Consider the following 18,529-nt stretch of genomic DNA (forward strand, 5'->3'; position numbering starts at 1 on the left):
GAACCTGAGTTTCCATCAGCGCGTACACGCTGCGGATGGTGCGGTGCACGGTCCAGGTGGCGGGATCACCGCTGGGAATGTCCGACGGCGGCCTCGCCGCCAGCCATCGTAGCGCCTCCTACAGGTGCACCAGCACCTTCACCGCCATGTTCTTATGGGTTAACCAGAGTGTTGAAGCCCTGTTCCACCAGGTCCACCACTGCGATCCAGCCACTGATGAATGGCTTGAGGTTCATCTTGCCCTCCTGCACCATTTTGATCACGGCGCGGTGGTCCTGTATGTAGCAGATGGTGCCGCGCAGGTCGATCTTCTTGAGCGCCACCTTCTGCATGTCCACGGTGGACTGCATCACCCCACGTGGCTAGGTTTACCGCTACTCCCCGGGCCCGACGGCGTGGAGCATGGTGTCCAGCACCGCGTTCACGCCGGCGTATTCGGACGCGACATCGGCCCGCCCCGCCGGTCAGTTACAGCACCGGCGCCGGGACGTTCGATGATCAGGCTATGCCAACGCGTGGCAGGCCAGTGATCGCAGTGTGCGCGGTCCGCGACGAGAAACATCCCAGCGCACGCGCTCGTGGAGCTGATCATTTAGGTCGGGTTGAAGCCGGTGCTGTGGATAGAATACGCGGGTGAAAGCGCCTCAGATGGTTATAGACCTCGATAGGAAATCTCGGGTGGTCCTCCGAGAGGGACGCCTCGTCGACCGCAGGGGTGCTGAGGTCACTGTTCTTTGGAGTGACGGGTCAACCGAAGATGTCAGACTCGGTGCTGATGGGGACCACATACTATTTGCCACCGCTACTGGTGGGCTACGGCACCGAAAGTATGTCGATCCGATTGGCACATTAGAGCTCGTGCGTTCGTCGCCTGCACAGGCTTTCGCGTTCGCCCTTCTCGACTCATCGAATCCGCTGTCGAGCAAAGACCTCATCGCGCGCGTCGCGGAGGTCTTCACCGGGGATGTCAGCGCCCTGTGGAAGCAGGCTCGCTTGACCTTCGAGACGAACGAGAATGTCAAGGCATCGGGTAAGGGGGCTAGCCGCAAGTATGTCTGGGTGGGGCAGGCTCCGCTCGATGCAGTTTCGACCGACATAGCCGCCCACATTGGCGAACGGACAGCCACGGACGAGAACACCGTGACGGTGGAACCCGAGGCCGGTAGCGCCGAGCGACGCGCTGACGCTGCTCCGCAAGTGGCCGATGGCGTTATCGGCGGGCCCGTGAACTCAGAAACTAACAACAAGGGCCGAGGCAGCGCACACAGTGCTGAGGACGGGCAAATACACCCGGCTGTCGAACTCGTCCGCGCGACTTCAGTCTCAGGCCAACTGCCTGAGAACTGGGCTGAGCTACTGGGCAGTGCCCTGCGTAATCCCTTGGCAGCTGGGCTCGCTGTAGAGTCGCTGTCCGATGATGCGCTTCAAGCGGCCGTTCCGGCGCTCGGTCGAGCTGCTTTGATCCTGCAGGCCGTGCCGAGGGACAGCAAGACGATCAACGCAATTGATCCGGTGCGATTGGCGGGACCCGAGAGTGCGGCCGCTCTGATAGATGCGGCGGACACCGAGTTGCGCGGTCTTGAGCCGGCGAATGCCAGAGCGCAGGAGCTGCGGCACGCCAAGGACTTCCTGATTCGGAGGCTGTTGAACTCGCCCTCGGTTGGTCTCCTCCGCCTGAACACTGTCCTTCGTGCCACCCGCGAGATGGAATCGCCGAAAGATGCTGCCAAGAAGGGTGAGTGGGTCGCTGAGGTTCTGGCGACCGTCATAGGCGCGATGGATGAGGGCTCCTGGAAGAATCTCTCGCTCCAGGACAAGTCGGCGGTGGCCCGGCGGCTCACCTCCGTTCCGCTGGATGCGACCGGCTCGAGAGCACGTGTGCTGGGTTGGATTTGGCGCAATCATCCAGCAGATCTCGCCGACGACATGTGGTGGCGGGGCGTGGAGTTTGATGATCTGGCCGCGGTCGCCACCACCCCCCTGGCCAGCGCGCTCGAGAGCGACGCCATAGCGTCCGCCGTAGTCAAGCCCATGGTGGTCAAGAGGCTCACGTCAGCCACCACGAGGCGTCAGCTGCTCACCTCGCTCGCCGCCCCCACTGCGCTTGCTCGCCTCATGGATGAAAGCGACGTTGACCGAGCGTTCGACCGAGTCTTGAGGGAGGACACTGTCGGCCAGGCATGGCTCGTGCGCCTCAGAAATGAGACACGGGTAGCCGAGCTTACTCACCAAATAGAGGCTCTCACTCACCAGGCGAGGGAAATGTCGGAACTGCTCGGCAACGCCCAGGAAGCCGTGCGGTTGCGTGATGACCGGCTGCACCGCATGGAGGCACGACTCGGCGAGGCCGCCGCGAGCACCAACGAGCTTCGCGAATCTCAGTCGCGCCAGATCCGGATTGATGTCATGCGCGCCCTTGCGGAGCTCTGCGCGTACGTCGACGGGGCAGCCGACAGTCAGTCCGCTCAGCGCGTCCGCGAGCGGGTCCGGCGGATGGCCGCCCGTGAGGGACTGACTCCGTCGGGTGTCCCAGGCCGGACGGAGCCCTATGATCCACAGCGCCACGATGTCATCGGGGAACCGCCACAGCCCAAGACACCAGTGACTGTCACGGGTATCGGATATACATGGGGCGAGGGGGCCGATGAGATAGTTCTCGTGCGCGCGCTCGTTGAACGAACAAATTAGGAGTTGGAGTGACTCGAGAGCAGTTTCTGGGTATCGACTTTGGCACGAGCACGACACTGATCGCGGAGAGCCTGCCGGCGGGCAGGCCGACGGTGGTCCCAATCGGTCACGCCGAATCGTGGATGCCCTCCGCTGCTGCGGTCAGCGGTGACGCCTTGGTGGTCGGCGAGGACGCACTGACTCACAATCCCGCCGCGCTGATCACTTCTGTCAAGCGCTGCATTACAGGACGCGCGGTAGTCGCGCGAAGCGCCGACGGTTCCGTCGAACGCGACGCCGACGAGGTCATAGGCGCGGTCCTTCGCGAGATCGCAAACCGTGCCCGCGCTGATCGCCTCCCCATTTCCGATAAAGGAGTCACTCGACTCGGCTGCCCTGCAATGTGGGACGCGGATCAGCGTGAAAGGTTGCTCGGCCTCGCCGAGACGGCGGGCTTCAACGTCGGCCCCTCGACCCTGATTGATGAGCCGATCGCCGCTGGACTGAACTGGATCGGCCACCGAACGGAACAGAGGGAGTACTTCGACGAAGAGCGCGTGCTCGTGTTCGACATGGGCGGAGGAACGCTCGACGTCGCCGTCCTTGACGTCACGACCGGCCCGCTCCGGGATCCCGAAATCTACGTCCTCGCCTCAGACGGCCTCAATGAGGCCGGTAACGTGCTCGACGAAACGATCGCCGCTGACCTGGAGATCGCTCTCCGCGACCAAGGGATCGAGCTCGTGGCGTTGCCCGACGCTGATCTCGCGAGGGCTTATCTGATGCGCGCAGCAGCTGAGGCGAAGGTTGACCTCTCGACAAACCAGGAGACGCAGGTGCATGTCGGCTATCAGGCCGGCAACCTGCCGAGCCTGCACTACACCCGCGAGCAGCTGGAGGATGCCATGCGTCCGCAACTGGAACGCGCCTGGTCCCTGATCCTCTCGACCCTGCGCGCGTCATACCTGACCCGTAACGAAGGTGCGGTCACATCTGCCCTGCGCCAGATTTCGGAAGAGAGCCTCACCTCAAACGTTCATCACGTTCTCCTTGCCGGGGGCATGAGCCGCGCGTCGGCGGTGGAGAAGTTCCTTAGCAGGAAGCTACCCACCGCCAGGATCCACACCCTCCCCGGCAGGAACGGTGCCCAGGAGGCGATCGTTGCGGGGCTTGCCGAGAACACTTCCTACGACCAGGTGAATCTGCATCGTCCCGCCTTCGACTTCGTGCTCGAGTTCTCGGCGGGAGGCGGGGAACTGACCCGGGTACCGCTCTACCGAGCACACACGAAGCTCTACGAATGGTGGCAAGCACTGAGCCGGGACCGGGTCAGGTACGAGTGGCCAGACGGTGCCACCGCGGTCAATCGCGATTCAGCTCGATCATTGCCCGCACTTGGCTACGGCCGCCTCGCCGTCTATGCGATGGACGGGACGCCGGTCGATCTGCGGCACAACGAGACCGACGTGCCTGGGTTGAAGGTTGCCTTCGGGCATGATGGTGTCCGTTTCGACCTGTCCACGGAGGGGCACGTCAATATCACCGATGGCCGTGGAACGAGTCAGTCATTCCGCGTCACGCGCTGGCCTGTGCTCACGGGGGGATTCGCCCGCCTTGCCCTTCCTGTCCAGGCGCCGGACTGGCAGCCAATGGAACGCCGTGACTGGGACGTCAAGTAGCAGGACCGACGAGCTCAATCACTGCGACCGTCCTGCGGCTCATCGAGAAGGCCCGTTTCTCCTCCAGCTCGGCCTCAAGCTGCTCAAGATCCTGACCGAGGTTGCGGATGCGACCTTCTGCCATCCGGATGACCCTCTGATCGCGTTCCCGCTCCATAACGACGTCCAACGTGGCTCTCGCCTTAAGGATCTTGACCTCAAGACTCGCCTTGCGCGCGTCGAGGCGGGCCCCTACCATCGCCTCGTTGTCCAAACGCCTGCGTGACTCCTCCTCACGGTGCCGAGCCCAGCTGACCTCCCTTAGCGATATGAGGAAGGGCTCCATCGGCGTTGGCGTCGCTCCAGTAGCGTCCTCCAGCGATCCACTCGCCACGGCCTCCAGCAACTGAACGCCGATGTCCGGCGCAACGGCCCCGGTCTGGATATCGATCGCCGTTGACCACAATTCCTTGGTCGGCCTCACTCCGGTCGACGCTACCAAGTCCACCGTGACGGCATAGCGAGTGCCAGGCGGCAGCGTTGCAAGCCTGCCTATGCCATACCGATGCAACCCGAGCCTGTCTTGTTCCAGTTGGTGCAGTGCCACATCAACGATGGGATGCCGGACAGATAAGAGTTCCACGTCTCGCGTGCTTGCCAGATCGGCGTCGAAGGTCACTTCGATTGGTTCTCCGTTGCTGATACGGCCTTGGAACAGTATCGCTGACCGCCGGCTCGCTCCCTGAGTGCCTCGAAAGCGATAGATGAGGTCGGAGAGCTCATTATTTCCCCGTAGTAGCAGGATGCCGGGATGCTCCGACTTCTCGAGCTTGCCTCCAGTGGCTCGCAGTATGTGCTCAATGAGGGTGCGCACTTCTGTCGTTCCGACATACCGCCCGTCCGTTGGCCCTGATTCTGAGAGGCCTTCCACCTGCATCTCATCAATCGTGGACAGAGTGGCGCGCTCCTCATTCAGCCGCCGAAGGTTCGCCGCCCTCGTCTCGATGGCCGTTGCGATTTCCTCCGCTCGCTGCCTTCGCTGGGAATCGTCTAGTCGCGGATCAAGGATTTGGTTAGCTAGGTCACGGAAGTCGTCCCTGAGGATGGGCTCGAGGTCTCCAATTGAGTTCTGAAATACGCCGATTCGGGTGTATAGGCGTTCCAAGATGTCGGACTCGATCGTCCCCGGCACATGCATGTTGAGGATAAGGACCTTCTCGTGCTTTTGGCCGAACCGGTCAAGGCGCCCGATTCGCTGTTCGACTCGCATGGGGTTCCAGGGCAGGTCATAGTTCACCAGTACGTTGCAGAACTCGAAGTCCAGACCCTCCGAGGCCACCTCGCTCGCAATGAGGAAGTCGAATTTCCCATCCCGAAAGGCATCGATGATCGGCTGGCGATCCGCCATGTGGATACCGCCGTGGAGCTGCTGGACCCGGAAGTCTGAACTCAGCCGTTCTGCCAAGTACGCGATGGTCCCCCGAAAGGTGGAGAAGATGAGTGCCTGACGCAAGCCTTGTTCGCGCAAGTGCGTGAGCTGCTGCAGCAGGGCTTCAAACTTTGAGTCCTCGCCATGCCACTCGAAGGATGTCCGGTCCTCGCGCATTTCCGCCAGGTCCTCTTCGCCGCATTCCTCGTCGTAATCTTCCACCGAGCGCGCGAAGTGGTCTGCGTTGGCAGAGAGTCGTGCCTGCATGGCGGGCAGGCAGCTCGCAACCTGTCGTAGCGGCATCTGCATGGCGAAGCCGGGTGGCGTTCCGTGCGCGCGAGCCCGGGACATGAAGTGGTCAACGACGCGGTCGTAGAAGCCCTTCTCGTCCGGCGACCAGTTGACGACTACCTGATGGGGTTCGCGCACTGCCTTGGCGTCAGGTACATCCACCTTGCGGGTCCTCGAGAGGACGCCACTCAAGGTGTTCAGCTCGGAAACGAGGCGTTTGACTTCGGCCCTTTGGCCCGCTTCCAGGGGTGCAGCATTGTCAAGAAGCTCCTCTAGGCGGGCGAAGTCCGGGCGGTTCGAGACGGCGCGGCCCAAGGGCAGTTTCTCGATCGACCGCAGATGGTGGCGCAGTTCTGAGCCGGAGGAGCCGTGAGAGATGCCGCGCTCGATTGCGTTGAGGTGCTGATTCGGCTCGAGCTGCATATGGAAGATTTGGGAGTCCTGGTACATGCCGTCGTCGAGCAGAGTCAGCAGGTTGTACAGGTCGTCAGAGCGCAGGTTGATGGGGGTGGCCGATAGGAACAACAGGTGATCCGCCCAATCGGACAGCAACCCGCCTAGCAGGTTCGACCTCGTGCCGGCATTGCGCAACACATGGGCCTCGTCGACGATGACCAGATCAAATCGCGGTCGGATCCGGGTCAGCTGCTCCAGCACGTCGCTGGCAGTGCGGAGGGACTCCACCGAGATGATCGCGTGGATTTCCGGGTCTCGACCGGCGAGGAGATCTTCGGCAAGGTCAGCCAGCTTGCCAGGCTTGATGACCTCGAGGTCACGGTCGAAACGCCGGCTCATCTCCATGCGCCATTTGTGAGTCAAGGAGGAAGGCGTGACCACAAGCGTGCGACGAAGCGGTGACCTCTGCTCCAGCTCGCTCCACACCAATCCCGCCTCGATGGTCTTTCCGAGACCCACCTCGTCCGCCAGAAGTAGCCGCCCCGTCGGAGAGTTAAGGATCTTGAGCGCAGGGATGAACTGGTAGGCACGAAAGACCGTTTTTGTCGCTCGGTAGGAGTACAGGGTGTTCGAGAGCGGCTCGCGCAACTTCGTCCACGTCAGAGTCATTGCAATCTCCCTTGCCGAAGCGGGGGCCGAGGTTACCCAGAAGGCAGGATCGCGTGGGTCTCCATCCAACTTCTGGAGGGATTCTGGCGCGACATGCTGAACCTCCCCGTCGACACTCACTTCAATCACGTAGCCAGCGCCCGTTCGAGTTACCCGCCGCACCCGACCAATGCGATTTGACCCGAGCACCTTCACGACGTCCTCGGGCGCAAACGAACTTGTGCCCATGAAGGGCTGACCGTCCTCCCACTGCTCAACCAGGTCCTCTCGGGCCTCCGCGAGGTGACGCATCCCTCCGTCTGCAGTGAATCGATGGCGGGCGGTTGCATGTGGCCTTTCTTGGCCCTCTCCACGGATGACAAAGGCCTCCCATCGACCCTTGCGGTAAACCCCGTACACACCGTTGAAGAGATTGCCGCCGGAATATTCGGGCGGGAGCTGACGGACTTCGGCGTCGAGCGCCTCCAACTCTTCGACTTCCAGCCTCGTTAGTTCACCTCTAACGAGGACCCGCTGGGCTTCGATCTCTTTCAGCAAAGCAAGCCCGGATTTCAGCCCTCGATAGACCAAGTCATCCATCGACATCAGACGCAGACCTCCCTGTAGGAATCTGTCCCGAGTTTGGTTGACCCTCGGGGAGTTGTTGGTAATCGGGCCGCTTCTGCGGCTGCCTAGATCATTTCAGACTCAACGGGGTGAGGATGTTGAGGAGATCGGTGTCGTCGTCTGATCGGCAATTTCCATGCAGTCATCTTCCTGCAGACCACTGAAAGCAATTTCGACACTGTCTTGTCTAAAGGAACATCTCCACCGCGTGGTGTGCCACGGACGATCAGCGTGTGACCCTCCTGCGGCTCGCTGACTACACAGTCGTGCCCTGAAGATCCCTTTCGGCTATAGAGGACTCCATCAGGCTGACGCCGCCGTTGGTAATCGATACCAGACCCCGCACAGTAGCCAACTCGATAGCCTTGTTGAAATGAGCAGAGAGCCCCTTCGTAGCTTTAGTGCGCCCGAAGGTCCTAAGCACTAGACGACGAAGTTCTTGAGCGGGAATCGCACCTTTTCGTTTCAGAATGTCAGTTGCTGCGTTGGCAATTTCGAGCGGGCTGATTTGCGTAAAAACTCTCGCATCGCCGAGTGAACTTGTGCGGTAGATCTTCCACTCGTGCGGATCTGTGTCTGCTGGCCAGACGAACTTCTCTTTATCTGTGAAACACGCGGAGCCGTTGATCTGAGCAACGATCTTCTTAGCACGAGCGTCGTGGACTTTTCCCAGGCCGTAGGTATATCCGACGAGTTTGGTGAGTCGGTCCCGGTGGATCGGACCCTCTAGATCCACGATCTCCTCGATGGTGGACCGAACCGATTCCTTGGCAGTTTTCTTCGGCAAGTTATCCAAGGTCTCAACGTTGCCCGTGACCACGATCTCCCACGGCTCAAACGCCGTCCGTACACCGCTGAAGCGTTCAAATGGTGCTTCCTGCTGTTTGGCTGGCTCTTGCTCCTCAGCCGATTCCGGTTTCTCAACAACGTCGGTCGCGTCGACGGGTTCGTCCTCGTCCATGTCGGATTCAGCACTAGGCTCCGCCACGAGCTCTTTAATCACTGAGCCGCGGAGAGTTGCCGCAGAACCAGCAGCTTCCTTGTCCCCAATATGAGTCAAGACGATAAACACAGTATCGGTAGCCCTCATGGCTTCCATCGCCGAGAACGTGTCCCCATGAGCCCACCGGTTGCGAATCAACCGGAGCTCGTTCCCATAAATGCTCATCAGTCTCTGGGGATCGTTGGCACTGAACGGGTAGCCCAAAGCGCCCAAGCGCTCAGTGATAATCCGCAATTGCGGTTGAACATCTGTGTGGCTGTAAACCTTTGGCGATTTCCCTTTGATTTTGTCAAGCTGGTGCAGCACGTCCGTCCAGTGCAACTCAGACTCCAGGTGAGGGGCCAGCACCTTTTCGATATGCAAGTTCAAGCTTTTGGACAGCAATTGCAGGGCTGATTGGACGACTGCTTCATTCGACGACACTAGTTGGAGCCTCTCGATAGCGAACTGAATATGGCTGGACCGACGGGGACTTCATGCACCTAGGGCTGGATTCATGCCCGAGGCCAGACCTGACATATTAGCGAAGTAATCTCCGCCGACCGGGCACAAATATCGTTCTCTGACCATTCGTCAGGGTGTTCATCAACTATCGCCTTGTTGATAGCCAAGATGCTGAACTTGTTCAGCATGGACCGTTTGCCCCTGCCGGCATCAACGCCTGTGGGGGCGACGTTTCTCGCCTCTTCGTCGGTCCAGGGGCGGTTGGAGAGCGCACTGTTGAGGGGTTGGGTAGTCAGCGTCAAATTGCCTAACGTATGGATGAGCTGATCGCGTTCCTGCTCGGCACCGGGTTCGAGCCGCAGAGAGGCCCGCCAGTGGGTACGCCATCCTCTTGGCATGATGTGTTCTACTTCCAGCCTGTCTGGAAGACTGACGTCCTCCAAGCGCCGATCACGCAACTTGGACTCCACGGCCGCGAGGATGACTCGTAAGCGGGACTGCCGGACATTCCCGTACAGTCTCACCGAGGGCAGTTCCGCCAACATCTGGCGATCCGTCGGCCATTCGCGAGAATCTGCACTTTGGTCTGCGAGAAAGTCTCTGACGGAGGCACCAGAGTTCTGGGTAGCAGCTGTGTCCAGCTCCTTGAGCAGGGTGACCATCATCTTGTTCACATCTTTGGTCGTTCGGCGCAAAAGCGTCCGGCGAACCACCCAGCTTTCAAGACTCGCCAACGCCGTCTCAACTTGGTCTCGCGGAACGTTGTGATTATCCGAGACGAACCACAGGAGCAAAGGGGTTGTAGCACCGAGTTCGAGGGCTTCGATAACCCTGCGATAGAACCTGCCCTCCGCCGTTTGGTCACCGATCTCCGCAAACGACCTAAACGTATCGGCGTCCCGTCGTAGCGCTTGGACAAACTGGGTTGCGGCATCGGCTTCGAGCATTCGCGACTTGGCATGCTCGCGGAATCTTTTAAAGACTAGTTCTGTGGGCACTTCTTCCTGGGTCCGCATTGTCAACCAGTACTGAAGGAAAATATCGATTCTGGATCTCAGGAGCCGACCTTGGTTAATCTGCTCGCGCCACCACTCCTCATCGAACTCGAGCCAATATTTCTCTGCCCAGAGGTCTACGTCCGCGCCCAGAGTTTCACCCTGTTGGAACATCCAATTCTTCACTAGGTCGGCCGCTAGCAGCGGAGTACCGCGATCATTAAGGGTCTCAAAAATTAGCTGATCATCATCCAAAACGCTAAGGTTGATAGCTACGACGAACAACCTGTCGCTCAAGACAGCGGTTAGTGCAGACAGCCGCTCAGTTGCGTTTTCGGTTCGCTCGTCGTTTCTTGACCACTCGCGGATCTCTTCCTGAAAGAACGCGTGCGCCTGCTGAATTCTGTGTCCTGCCTCCCAATCGTGACACGACGCGTCCATGGCGGCAGCGAAGGCCTCCCTGTCGGCCCGCGACGGCCACAACTTGAATCGTCGGTTCGTGCCGCGAAAGCGCTTTGAATCATTTACAACTAGTTCCTGCAATGCCTCGGCGTCATCGGCATCCCCCATCTCCTCAACCACCAACTGAGCCGCGTCGAGCAGCAATTGCAATGTAGTCATCCTCTGCTGACCATCGATGACCGAGGATCGAGCCAGGTCACCCGCGACGTTGGATATCTCCTTGATGACTACCGCGCCCAGAAAGTGGGGGCTTACTTTTTCGAGCTCATCTTCATCCGGCATGGCATCCAGATAAGACTCCGCCACCCGTCGAACATCAGCCCAAAGAGGCGACCACTGGTCTTCTTCTGTCCAGACGTATGGCCGTTGGAAGGCGGGGATTTCATATTGCACCTTTGAGTCAAACAAGGCGCGGGGCGTAACTGCATCAGCTCGCATCCTCGGTCTCCTTTCCAAAGCCCGTCGGCAGAACCAGAGTCCAGCAGACCAGGTGCACATCGTCAATGTCGATAAGTTCGAGCGGGGTGGGAGCTAAGGGCACAGTAAGCCCAAGAGTTTCGACGGCCAATTTCAGCCTGTCCACCTTCTGGGCATCCGTTAAATGGTTACCGCGGAGGACACCGCGGATCTCCCGTCTGATTCTCTCTGCATACTGTCCGCGCAGCTTCTTGATGAGGGTGTCTTGAGCCTCCCCCAAGTGCCCACCGTGGCTCGCCACCAGGTTTGCCGCGTCCCTAAGAGCCTTGTCGATCTGTGGTGAAAGATTTGCCGGATCGGTTTGGTACATCCACGAGTCGAAGACGTGCTGCTTGGCGGCCTCCCACGCCGAGTATGCCGCGAGCCGCATTTCAGGAGACATCTCGGCACCGTCGAGTTGTTGTCGAGGGTCCGCCGCATTCAAGCACCCCGCTGTGTCGTCGGAGACGATCGGTGCGCCGTCGGCGTGCAGAAGCACGGCCAGTGACGTATCAAGCGGAACCATCCTGAACCACGGTTCCTCATGATCAGCAATCTTCGCGCAGAATACGATCGCCGGTTGCGCACGATCTCGATGCAGGAGTGCGCCCGAGCCCCAGGGCAGACCGAGCACGTCACCCGCGGTCTCCTGGTGTTCCATCGCGGCGCGGAGCCGGTACCTGTACTCCTCACCGGACACGGACAACGCACCATCATCATTGAAAAGCATGGCGTCCTCGGCCCGGAGCCGTTCGATGGTCTCACGGTTCTCTGTGATGACGCGTTCAACCGCTTCGACGTCGGGCAGTACGGCGGAAATACCAACGGCAGCGGCCGCTTGCTTCAGTTTTCGTTGAAGCAGTTCTTCAAGCTTCAGCATCTTGTCGAGTCCCACTGATGGGAAGAAGCAACGCAGGGTGATCGACTTATGCGGTGAGCCGATTCGGTCGATTCGCCCGTGCCGCTGGACGAGGCGCATTGGGTTCCACGGCAGGTCGTAGTTCACGATGTGGCCGGCCTGCTGGAGGTTCACACCCTCCGCAAGAACATCCGTGGCCACGAGGATGTCAAAAAGGTCGTCATCCCCAGCCTTGCCGGCTGTTGCAGGGGCGAAGTGCGCGATGGCGTGTGTTTTAGACCCGCTGTCCGAACCGCTGACGCGAATGACCCGCCCTGCGTAATCGGCGAGGCGCGGATCGCTGGCCGTGAGTTTCTCGAGAGCCTCGGCGACGTACGCGGCAGTGTCCGCGAAGTAGGTGAAGATGAGTACCTTGCGTCTGTTGCGTGTGTCTTGGGTGCCAGTCCCCCTGAGTTTTGCCTGCTCCGCAATATCCGCCAGCTCGTCCGCGAGAGCCAAGATCTTGGGATCATCGTCCGCCGTTACGCCGCGGACTTCGGCGCGGAGTTCCTCTAGGAGTTTGATGTCGGAAGCGACGGCGCTGCTCAGCTTCTCGACGTCGTAGCCTGCAGCATGCTGCTTGAAATCGTCGTCAACCCCGTCAATCACGGATTCGATGTCGTCTGTGTCGGCTGCTACCCACTCCTTCAGCGCGTCTCCGGACAGCACGTAGCCTGCTTCGAGGGCTGAGAGGAAGTGCCGATGCGAGGCAATCATGGTCCCGAGGGTCCGCGCGAATGCTTCGCCGCTGGACTCGAAGCGTTTGAGCATTGCAGATCGCAGAAGCCCGGCATTCTGGCGCTGGTAACTCTCGACGCTGCTCCCCGCCAGGAACCGAGATGGCACGTAGCGAGCCATCGACAGCACCGTGCCCGGCTCTTCAAGGGCGACACCCGTGGTTTCCAGGTCATCTTCTGATGTCTCGGTGGCTCCCAGCGCGGCCGCCAGCTTGTCGAGGAAACCGGGGAGAGATTTTTCGAGATCGTAGTCGACCCGCTGCACCTTGGGCGTGGGAAAGGTGATGACAGTCGAGTGACCATTAAAATCGACAGCGTCGCCAGCATAGTGCTGCTTGACGAATCGTCTCGTCCGCCTGACCGCCACCGCGTCCAACACCGAAAAGAGCTGCTGCGGGGAAAGCTCGTCGGGATCCATGGCCATGGCAGCGCCGAAGTACTTCCCCAGGCTCGGAATTCCGATATCAGTGAAGGCTGCGTCGCTCGGGGCAAAATAGCTGATGAGGTTGTATAGGTCGAGCAGAGAGTTGTTGACCGGGGTTGCAGTCAACATCACGAGGTCCTTGGGTGCCCCGCCCCCCAGAAGTGCGCGCATTGCTTCTGATTTGAGGGCGTTGGCGTTGCGGAGCCCGTGCGCTTCGTCGACAACCACCATGGCGTAATCGTTCGGATCAATCCCCGCATTGCCGAGGGCCAGTTCGTCGAAAGAGACAACTTTGGCCGGGATGTTCTTTGACTCGAGAAAGGGACGCCATGTTGTGTCCCGTAGCGTTGCGGGCGCGACAACGAGGACTTTTTGGCGTCGTTCAAAAGTCGCCTTGAAGATCAGTTCGCCTGCAAGGTACGTCTTACCCAGGCCAACTTCGTCCGCAATGATGACACCGCCGCGCGTCTCGAGGATCCGTTCTGCACGCCACACGCCGTCTGTTTGAAAACGGGTCAGGCCGAGGTTTGATTTGTCTTCTTGGCCGGCGGGGAACTCTGTGCCGTATTTTTCCCAGAGCATACGAAGGAACACGGTAAGGGGAGAATGAGCGTCCCAGCGGCCGGAGTAAATCCCGGCGAGGTCGAAGGGCTGCGCCATCTCCCATTGTTCGTCGAACCAGTCGACAACCTTGCCGATGATGTGTCCCGAGTCGTGGCCAAGATTCAGCTCATTGTTCCTGGCGAGGCCTGCGTAGGTAAAATTGGATGAACCGGCGAGCACTCCTTCAGGCTGGCCGCCGTCGCGTTGGACAATGAATGCCTTTCCGTGCAGAAAACCCTTTTCATACCTACGAACTTGAACATCCGGATGAGTAGAAAGCCATTGGACGAGCCTTTGTGCGGTCGCGTCGGCTTCGATTGTGAACCCCAATAGGTCCCGGTCCTCCGCCAGTGCGCGAGCGTGGGCATCCAGCGCCTCTCGTAGTCTGGGATCGTTCCGTCTCGATGGTCGATCTACCTTCCGCCGAAGTGCATTGCGTTGGACATAGGCCTCGGGCTCGGCTCCGAGAAGAAGTCTGACAGGACCAGTCTGCTCCAGCTCGGGCGCCAGCAAATTGAAACCACCAGGATTGAAATAAGCCGTCGAAATGGAGATGCGTGGAAGCTCGGCTAGCTGCTCACGAGCCTCTCGGAGAACGTCGACGACAGCGTCGGCGACCCGCTCGGGCGGAGTAGCGTCCGGCCGGTTTGTGGCAAACTCTTGATCCGGGTTCACGCCTGGTCCTTCCAACTGTCGAAGTGGCGCAGAACCGCGTTCAAGCGCTCGGTGTAGTTCCAGCCACGGTGGAAGGTCTCGAAGATGTGGACGACGTCGTCACGGTCCAGTCCGTACAAGAGGCTAACCAGGGCATCCAGCTCGGCGACCAGCTCTTCCTTTTCTATCTGTGACGTCACCGATCCCACGGGGACGCCGGCTGACGCCGCCCAAGCGGAAAAGCGATCGTCTACGGCGGCCAATCGAGCCGCGTTCTCGATAACCCTTGGCGTCAGCGCGGACGTTTCATCAAACTTCGGGACTGGGAACGAGTTGAGCAGGTGAATATTCAAGGAAAGCTCGACGAACCGCCGCGCGTACCAGTCGAACGGGATGCTGGACATGATACCCAGCGTCCAAGCATCAAGCTTCGGTTCCGCTTTGGGGGCATAAAGCCACGGAGCCTTGTTGGTGAGGACTACTTCACCGGGAATCAAGGCAACCAGAACGGTCCGAGAATTGGTCGCATTTGTTATATCGCGGAAGACGAGTCGCGGTCGGTGCATGGGTAAAGTTGTGGCATCAGCTACCCAAGCCGGATCGGCACCGTAAAAAGCAGTGCGCTTGTTTCGGACCTGGTTCAGACGTTTTCGCTGAAGGGCAACCTCAACAACATGCGGATCCGCCCACGCGTAGTAAGTACCGGTGTCCGGGTTCCAGATATCGAAGCTCCTGCCGGTGAAAACCGGTATAGACCCCGGCCGACGCTCCCCGCCATCAAATGTTTTCCTGTCATTCGTCGCATGAAACTCAGTTACGGCTCTGTATCCGGATTGAAGATCAAATCGATCCGATGATCGGAGCTTACGGAAGGTCGCAGCCGACTCACTCGTTGGAAACAGAGGAAAAGCATAGTTCTTAGTCCAACTGGCAAACTCCTCAGCTCCAATTTCCTGCAAATCTTCGGCGTATTGCTCGAATTCGTCCAAGGAGTAGAACGGACCGCCAAAGCGGACGCCAACCTCTGATGGCCCCTTTCGCGTGACGGCCAGGACAACGGAGTAGCGTCCTTCTACCTCGTCGAAGACCCAGTTTTTAGAGTTCGTCAGTACCAAGATACGGTCAAAGGAACCCTCCGTAAGGACTTCTTTCCGCCACAGCGCAGACCCGTCGGCCTGCAGTGCGGTTCGGGGAAGAACGACCCCAGTTCGCCCGCGCGTGCGGAGAAGCTGCCATTGTCGCCAGCAGAAAACTCGGTACAAGTCCAAGTCGCCAGTCCCCAAGCCCGGGAAAGGGCCCGCCATGAGCACAGGTCGCATGGCATTGGCCGTAGCGCGCTCCTTCTCATATTGCACCACCATAGCCGGACGTTCAGTTCTGAGCTCCGCAATCATCTTCTTCTGCTGAGCAGGCGGTTTGCCCTTAAGACCCTTAATTTCACGATTCCAAAACTTTATTTCTTCGGCTTGAAGTTCTTCCCATGGGGGGTTACCCAGAAGAACATCGAAACCCGAGTCATCACGCATGAACACTTCAGGAAACTGGGCGGCAAAATGAACGGGTCTTAGCTCACCTAGTCGTTTCGCGATATCGCTCTGCTGGGCACGGGCCGAGATACTATGCGGATCTGCTTCGTTGGAGAGCCATCCGAGCCTGACGGCCACTGCGGCGTCCAACAGCTGTCTGGCCGGCTCGGCCTTCTCCAACGCCTCCGCGTACAACGCATGAGCTTCATTTGCCTCATCGATGGTCGCCTCCGCGACCAAGCCGAGTCTTGTGAGGTGAACTTTTGCAAGCGCGACAGATGACTCCAGCTGATCCGCGAACAGACTGTACTGCCCGGGCACACGTTGAGGCTCAAAGATCCCCAGCCCTTCTTCGAGGGTCCCAATACCCGTAAGGCTATTTCCCGCGACCAAAGAGTGGTCGAGAGAAGACATCGGAAGTCCAGGAACGAATGTATGGATCCACAACGCAACCCGAGCGAGCTCCACCGCAATTTCGTTGATATCAACGCCGTAGATGCACCGCTTTGCAATCTGGCGCCGGAGAAGTGACGCTCGTTCGATTTCGTGCAGTCCGGCGTGTGCGCCGAGGCTCTCCTTAGCTGACTGACCAAGCTTGTCCAACTCTTGATCAACCATCGGAATCGGGTGCTCCACCAGGAAGGCGGACATGATTGATTCCATGTGATCCACTGCGGCAACGAGGAAGTGACCCGACCCCATGGCGATATCCGCAACACGGAAGTCAAAGAACAGCGCTGCCGCGCCGGCGTCGTCGTTTGCCTTCAAAAGCTCGCGTACGCGGTCGAGGTGCTCACGCAGAGTGGGTTCCAGAGCCGTTCGAAGAAGGTGGTCCACCGCAAAGGGCTTGGTGAAATAGGAGCCGGTGGTCTTCCTAGCACCGGACGAGTTGTGGAGATACACCTGCCCAGCTTCGACAACCGTGGCCTGTCCGTCCGCCGCGGGAATGTACGACCCGTTCTTGTCGACGATGAGATTCGACTCTGCGAGTGAAAGTGAGGACTCCAACAGGCCCTCGTAGATCGTGCCGAATTCTCGGACGCTCAAGTCCCGGAAGTCAACGGGGCCGAGCTCATGGCCGTCCACCAGCAAGGCGGCCAGGGCGGGACCAAATTCCCCGTTGGTGAGCCGCAAATCGGAGAGTCGGCTCCCGGAGACGCGGGCAACGGCGTCGTCCCGGAACAATCCTCCGTTGTATGCCGGCACACCAAGATCGTCGTTACCCGAGTCAATAGCTGCCCAGACGGCAACCTGGTCGTCCCACAGGTCGGTGGCGTGATGGTCGAATGTCAGGGCCCCCTCGGACATCCTCGAGGAAAGAACTTGGGCCAGCTGCTTCAGCGACTTGGCGTTATACCTGGCGTCCGTCCGGTACGGCAACAGATCGCCGTCCTCGGCGTAGGCAATGAACAGCAGCCGGAACAGGACGATCATGCTGTGGTGGTAGGCATCTTCCAGCTGCGCAGGGGTCTTGGCATCGAGACGGCGGGCTACGGCTTGGGCGAGCACGGGAACGACATGTTCATAGACGCGCTGCCGCAGACGGTCACCGACTGAACTCGCGTGTTCAGTGGAGGACACCAGGAGGGTGCCGACAGAACCGCCGACTGAGAGAGCCTCCGGAGAGAACAGGAGAGGGAGGTACGCTCCCTCGTCCTTACCGAGCAGTGCCAGATCAACTTGGGTGAATGTCTCGGTCTCGCCCTTGCGGCCGACACCTACGCCGGGATCTGTCGAATAGAGCCGCAAAACTGAGTCATTGGCGACGACTACCCATTTGAGGCCCCGTTTCTTTGCCTCTGTGAGGCCGTGTGCCACGGGCGAGGCGGAGTTGAAGCGGCTTGAAGTTCTTTCGAACGTCTCGTTACTCTGCAGCAGAATTGCCACCGCGGTGAGGGTTTCCCCGCTCTTGAGCAGCGTTCCTGTCGAGCCGATCTCCTCGGTCGCCCATCCCAGGGCTTTGAGCAGATCTCTTCCAGATTTAGTCCGCGCGGATTCAGCTCGTCGGTTCGCTTCGGCCCAGCCCCCGAGTTTAGGGGCGTTTTTCGTCAGCGCGTAGGTCGAAAAGAGGCCGGAGTTCCAAAGCCCATGGTGCTCGCTGTCGAGACTCGACAACCGCTCCTGAATGGCACGCGCGGCCTGGATGGAGTCGCCAGAGTTCAACCCTAAGCGCGCGATCGCCTCGGCCACTTCCAAATCCAATTCCGGCACGAAAGCTGCGTCTTCCCCCAAACCATAGACGGAAGCCTTCACACCCTTCGAACTGGGATATGCCGCAACGAGAAGAACAGGTGCAGCACGGCGGTTCCACCGGGCCTTCCAAAGGTGCTCCACGGCGGCCTTCGTAGGTTTGGAAGATGTTTGGGCGAGCAGGACCTCCAGCGCGTCGGCACCGTTGCCAAGGAACACCAAATCAGGAATGACGCTGCTGCCGCCAGGAAGCTGCCACTCCACGGTTCGCTCATGTTCAGAAAGAAACGACTCCAGTGCCGCTTCCAATTGTGCTTGCTCGACGCTCATTTGATTCCCCATACTTTTGTCCACAAACATATTCATTCTGGCCGTATATCCGGCACCTACCGAGCTCAAGATTAGCTCGGCACTGGCCGTT

The 18,529-nt window shown here is 59.6% G+C and carries 8 protein-coding genes; 2 read left to right on the plus strand and 6 right to left on the minus strand.

The window, feature by feature from the left end; all coding sequences use genetic code 11:
- Positions 1-152 precede the first annotated feature (152 nt).
- The gene (locus U7114_RS01285; RefSeq protein WP_323056331.1) at positions 153-353 is read right to left on the minus strand and encodes a hypothetical protein; all 201 of its coding nucleotides are present in this window, start codon (positions 351-353) and stop codon (positions 153-155) included.
- 280 nt (positions 354-633) lie between these two features.
- Here U7114_RS01285 and U7114_RS01290 point away from each other — a divergent pair, with 280 nt between their 5' ends.
- Entirely contained in the window at positions 634-2,688 is a 2,055-nt protein-coding gene (locus tag U7114_RS01290) for a hypothetical protein (RefSeq protein ID WP_323056332.1), read from the plus strand.
- 8 nt (positions 2,689-2,696) lie between these two features.
- Entirely contained in the window at positions 2,697-4,346 is a 1,650-nt protein-coding gene (locus U7114_RS01295; RefSeq protein ID WP_323056333.1) for an Hsp70 family protein, read from the plus strand.
- On the opposite strand, the gene U7114_RS01300 is transcribed toward U7114_RS01295, so the two are convergent.
- The 5 genes from U7114_RS01300 to U7114_RS01320 all read right to left on the minus strand — a co-directional run bounded on the left by U7114_RS01300 (position 4,339) and on the right by U7114_RS01320 (position 18,438).
- Positions 4,339-7,695, minus strand: a complete 3,357-nt coding sequence (locus U7114_RS01300) for a helicase-related protein (protein ID WP_323056334.1) — start codon at positions 7,693-7,695, stop codon at positions 4,339-4,341. The genes U7114_RS01295 and U7114_RS01300 overlap by 8 nt on opposite strands.
- Positions 7,696-7,972: 277 nt before the next feature.
- Entirely contained in the window at positions 7,973-9,142 is a 1,170-nt protein-coding gene (locus tag U7114_RS01305) for a DUF3320 domain-containing protein (RefSeq protein ID WP_323056335.1), read from the minus strand.
- A 71-nt stretch (positions 9,143-9,213) separates the two neighbouring features.
- A complete protein-coding gene (locus tag U7114_RS01310) occupies positions 9,214-11,058 on the minus strand; it encodes a DUF262 domain-containing protein (protein ID WP_323056336.1) in 1,845 nt (614 codons plus the stop codon).
- Entirely contained in the window at positions 11,048-14,413 is a 3,366-nt protein-coding gene (locus U7114_RS01315; RefSeq protein ID WP_323056337.1) for a helicase-related protein, read from the minus strand. Before U7114_RS01315 ends, U7114_RS01310 begins: the two co-directional genes overlap by 11 nt.
- Positions 14,410-18,438 carry an Eco57I restriction-modification methylase domain-containing protein gene (locus tag U7114_RS01320; RefSeq protein ID WP_323056338.1) on the minus strand — a complete coding sequence of 1,343 codons (4,029 nt, stop codon included), beginning with the start codon at positions 18,436-18,438 and terminating at the stop codon, positions 14,410-14,412. Before U7114_RS01320 ends, U7114_RS01315 begins: the two co-directional genes overlap by 4 nt.
- Positions 18,439-18,529 lie beyond the last annotated feature (91 nt).

Source organism: Pseudarthrobacter sp. C1 (assembly GCF_034720455.1).
GTDB lineage: Bacteria > Actinomycetota > Actinomycetes > Actinomycetales > Micrococcaceae > Arthrobacter.

Excerpts from the sequence above, each read along its gene's own strand:
- U7114_RS01310 (WP_323056336.1), bottom strand. The coding sequence starts at position 11,058 with ATGCGAGCTGATGCAGTTACGCCCCGCGCCTTGTTTGACTCAAAGGTG.
- U7114_RS01320 (WP_323056338.1), bottom strand. The coding sequence starts at position 18,438 with ATGAGCGTCGAGCAAGCACAATTGGAAGCGGCACTGGAGTCGTTTCTT.
- U7114_RS01300 (WP_323056334.1), bottom strand. The coding sequence starts at position 7,695 with ATGTCGATGGATGACTTGGTCTATCGAGGGCTGAAATCCGGGCTTGCT.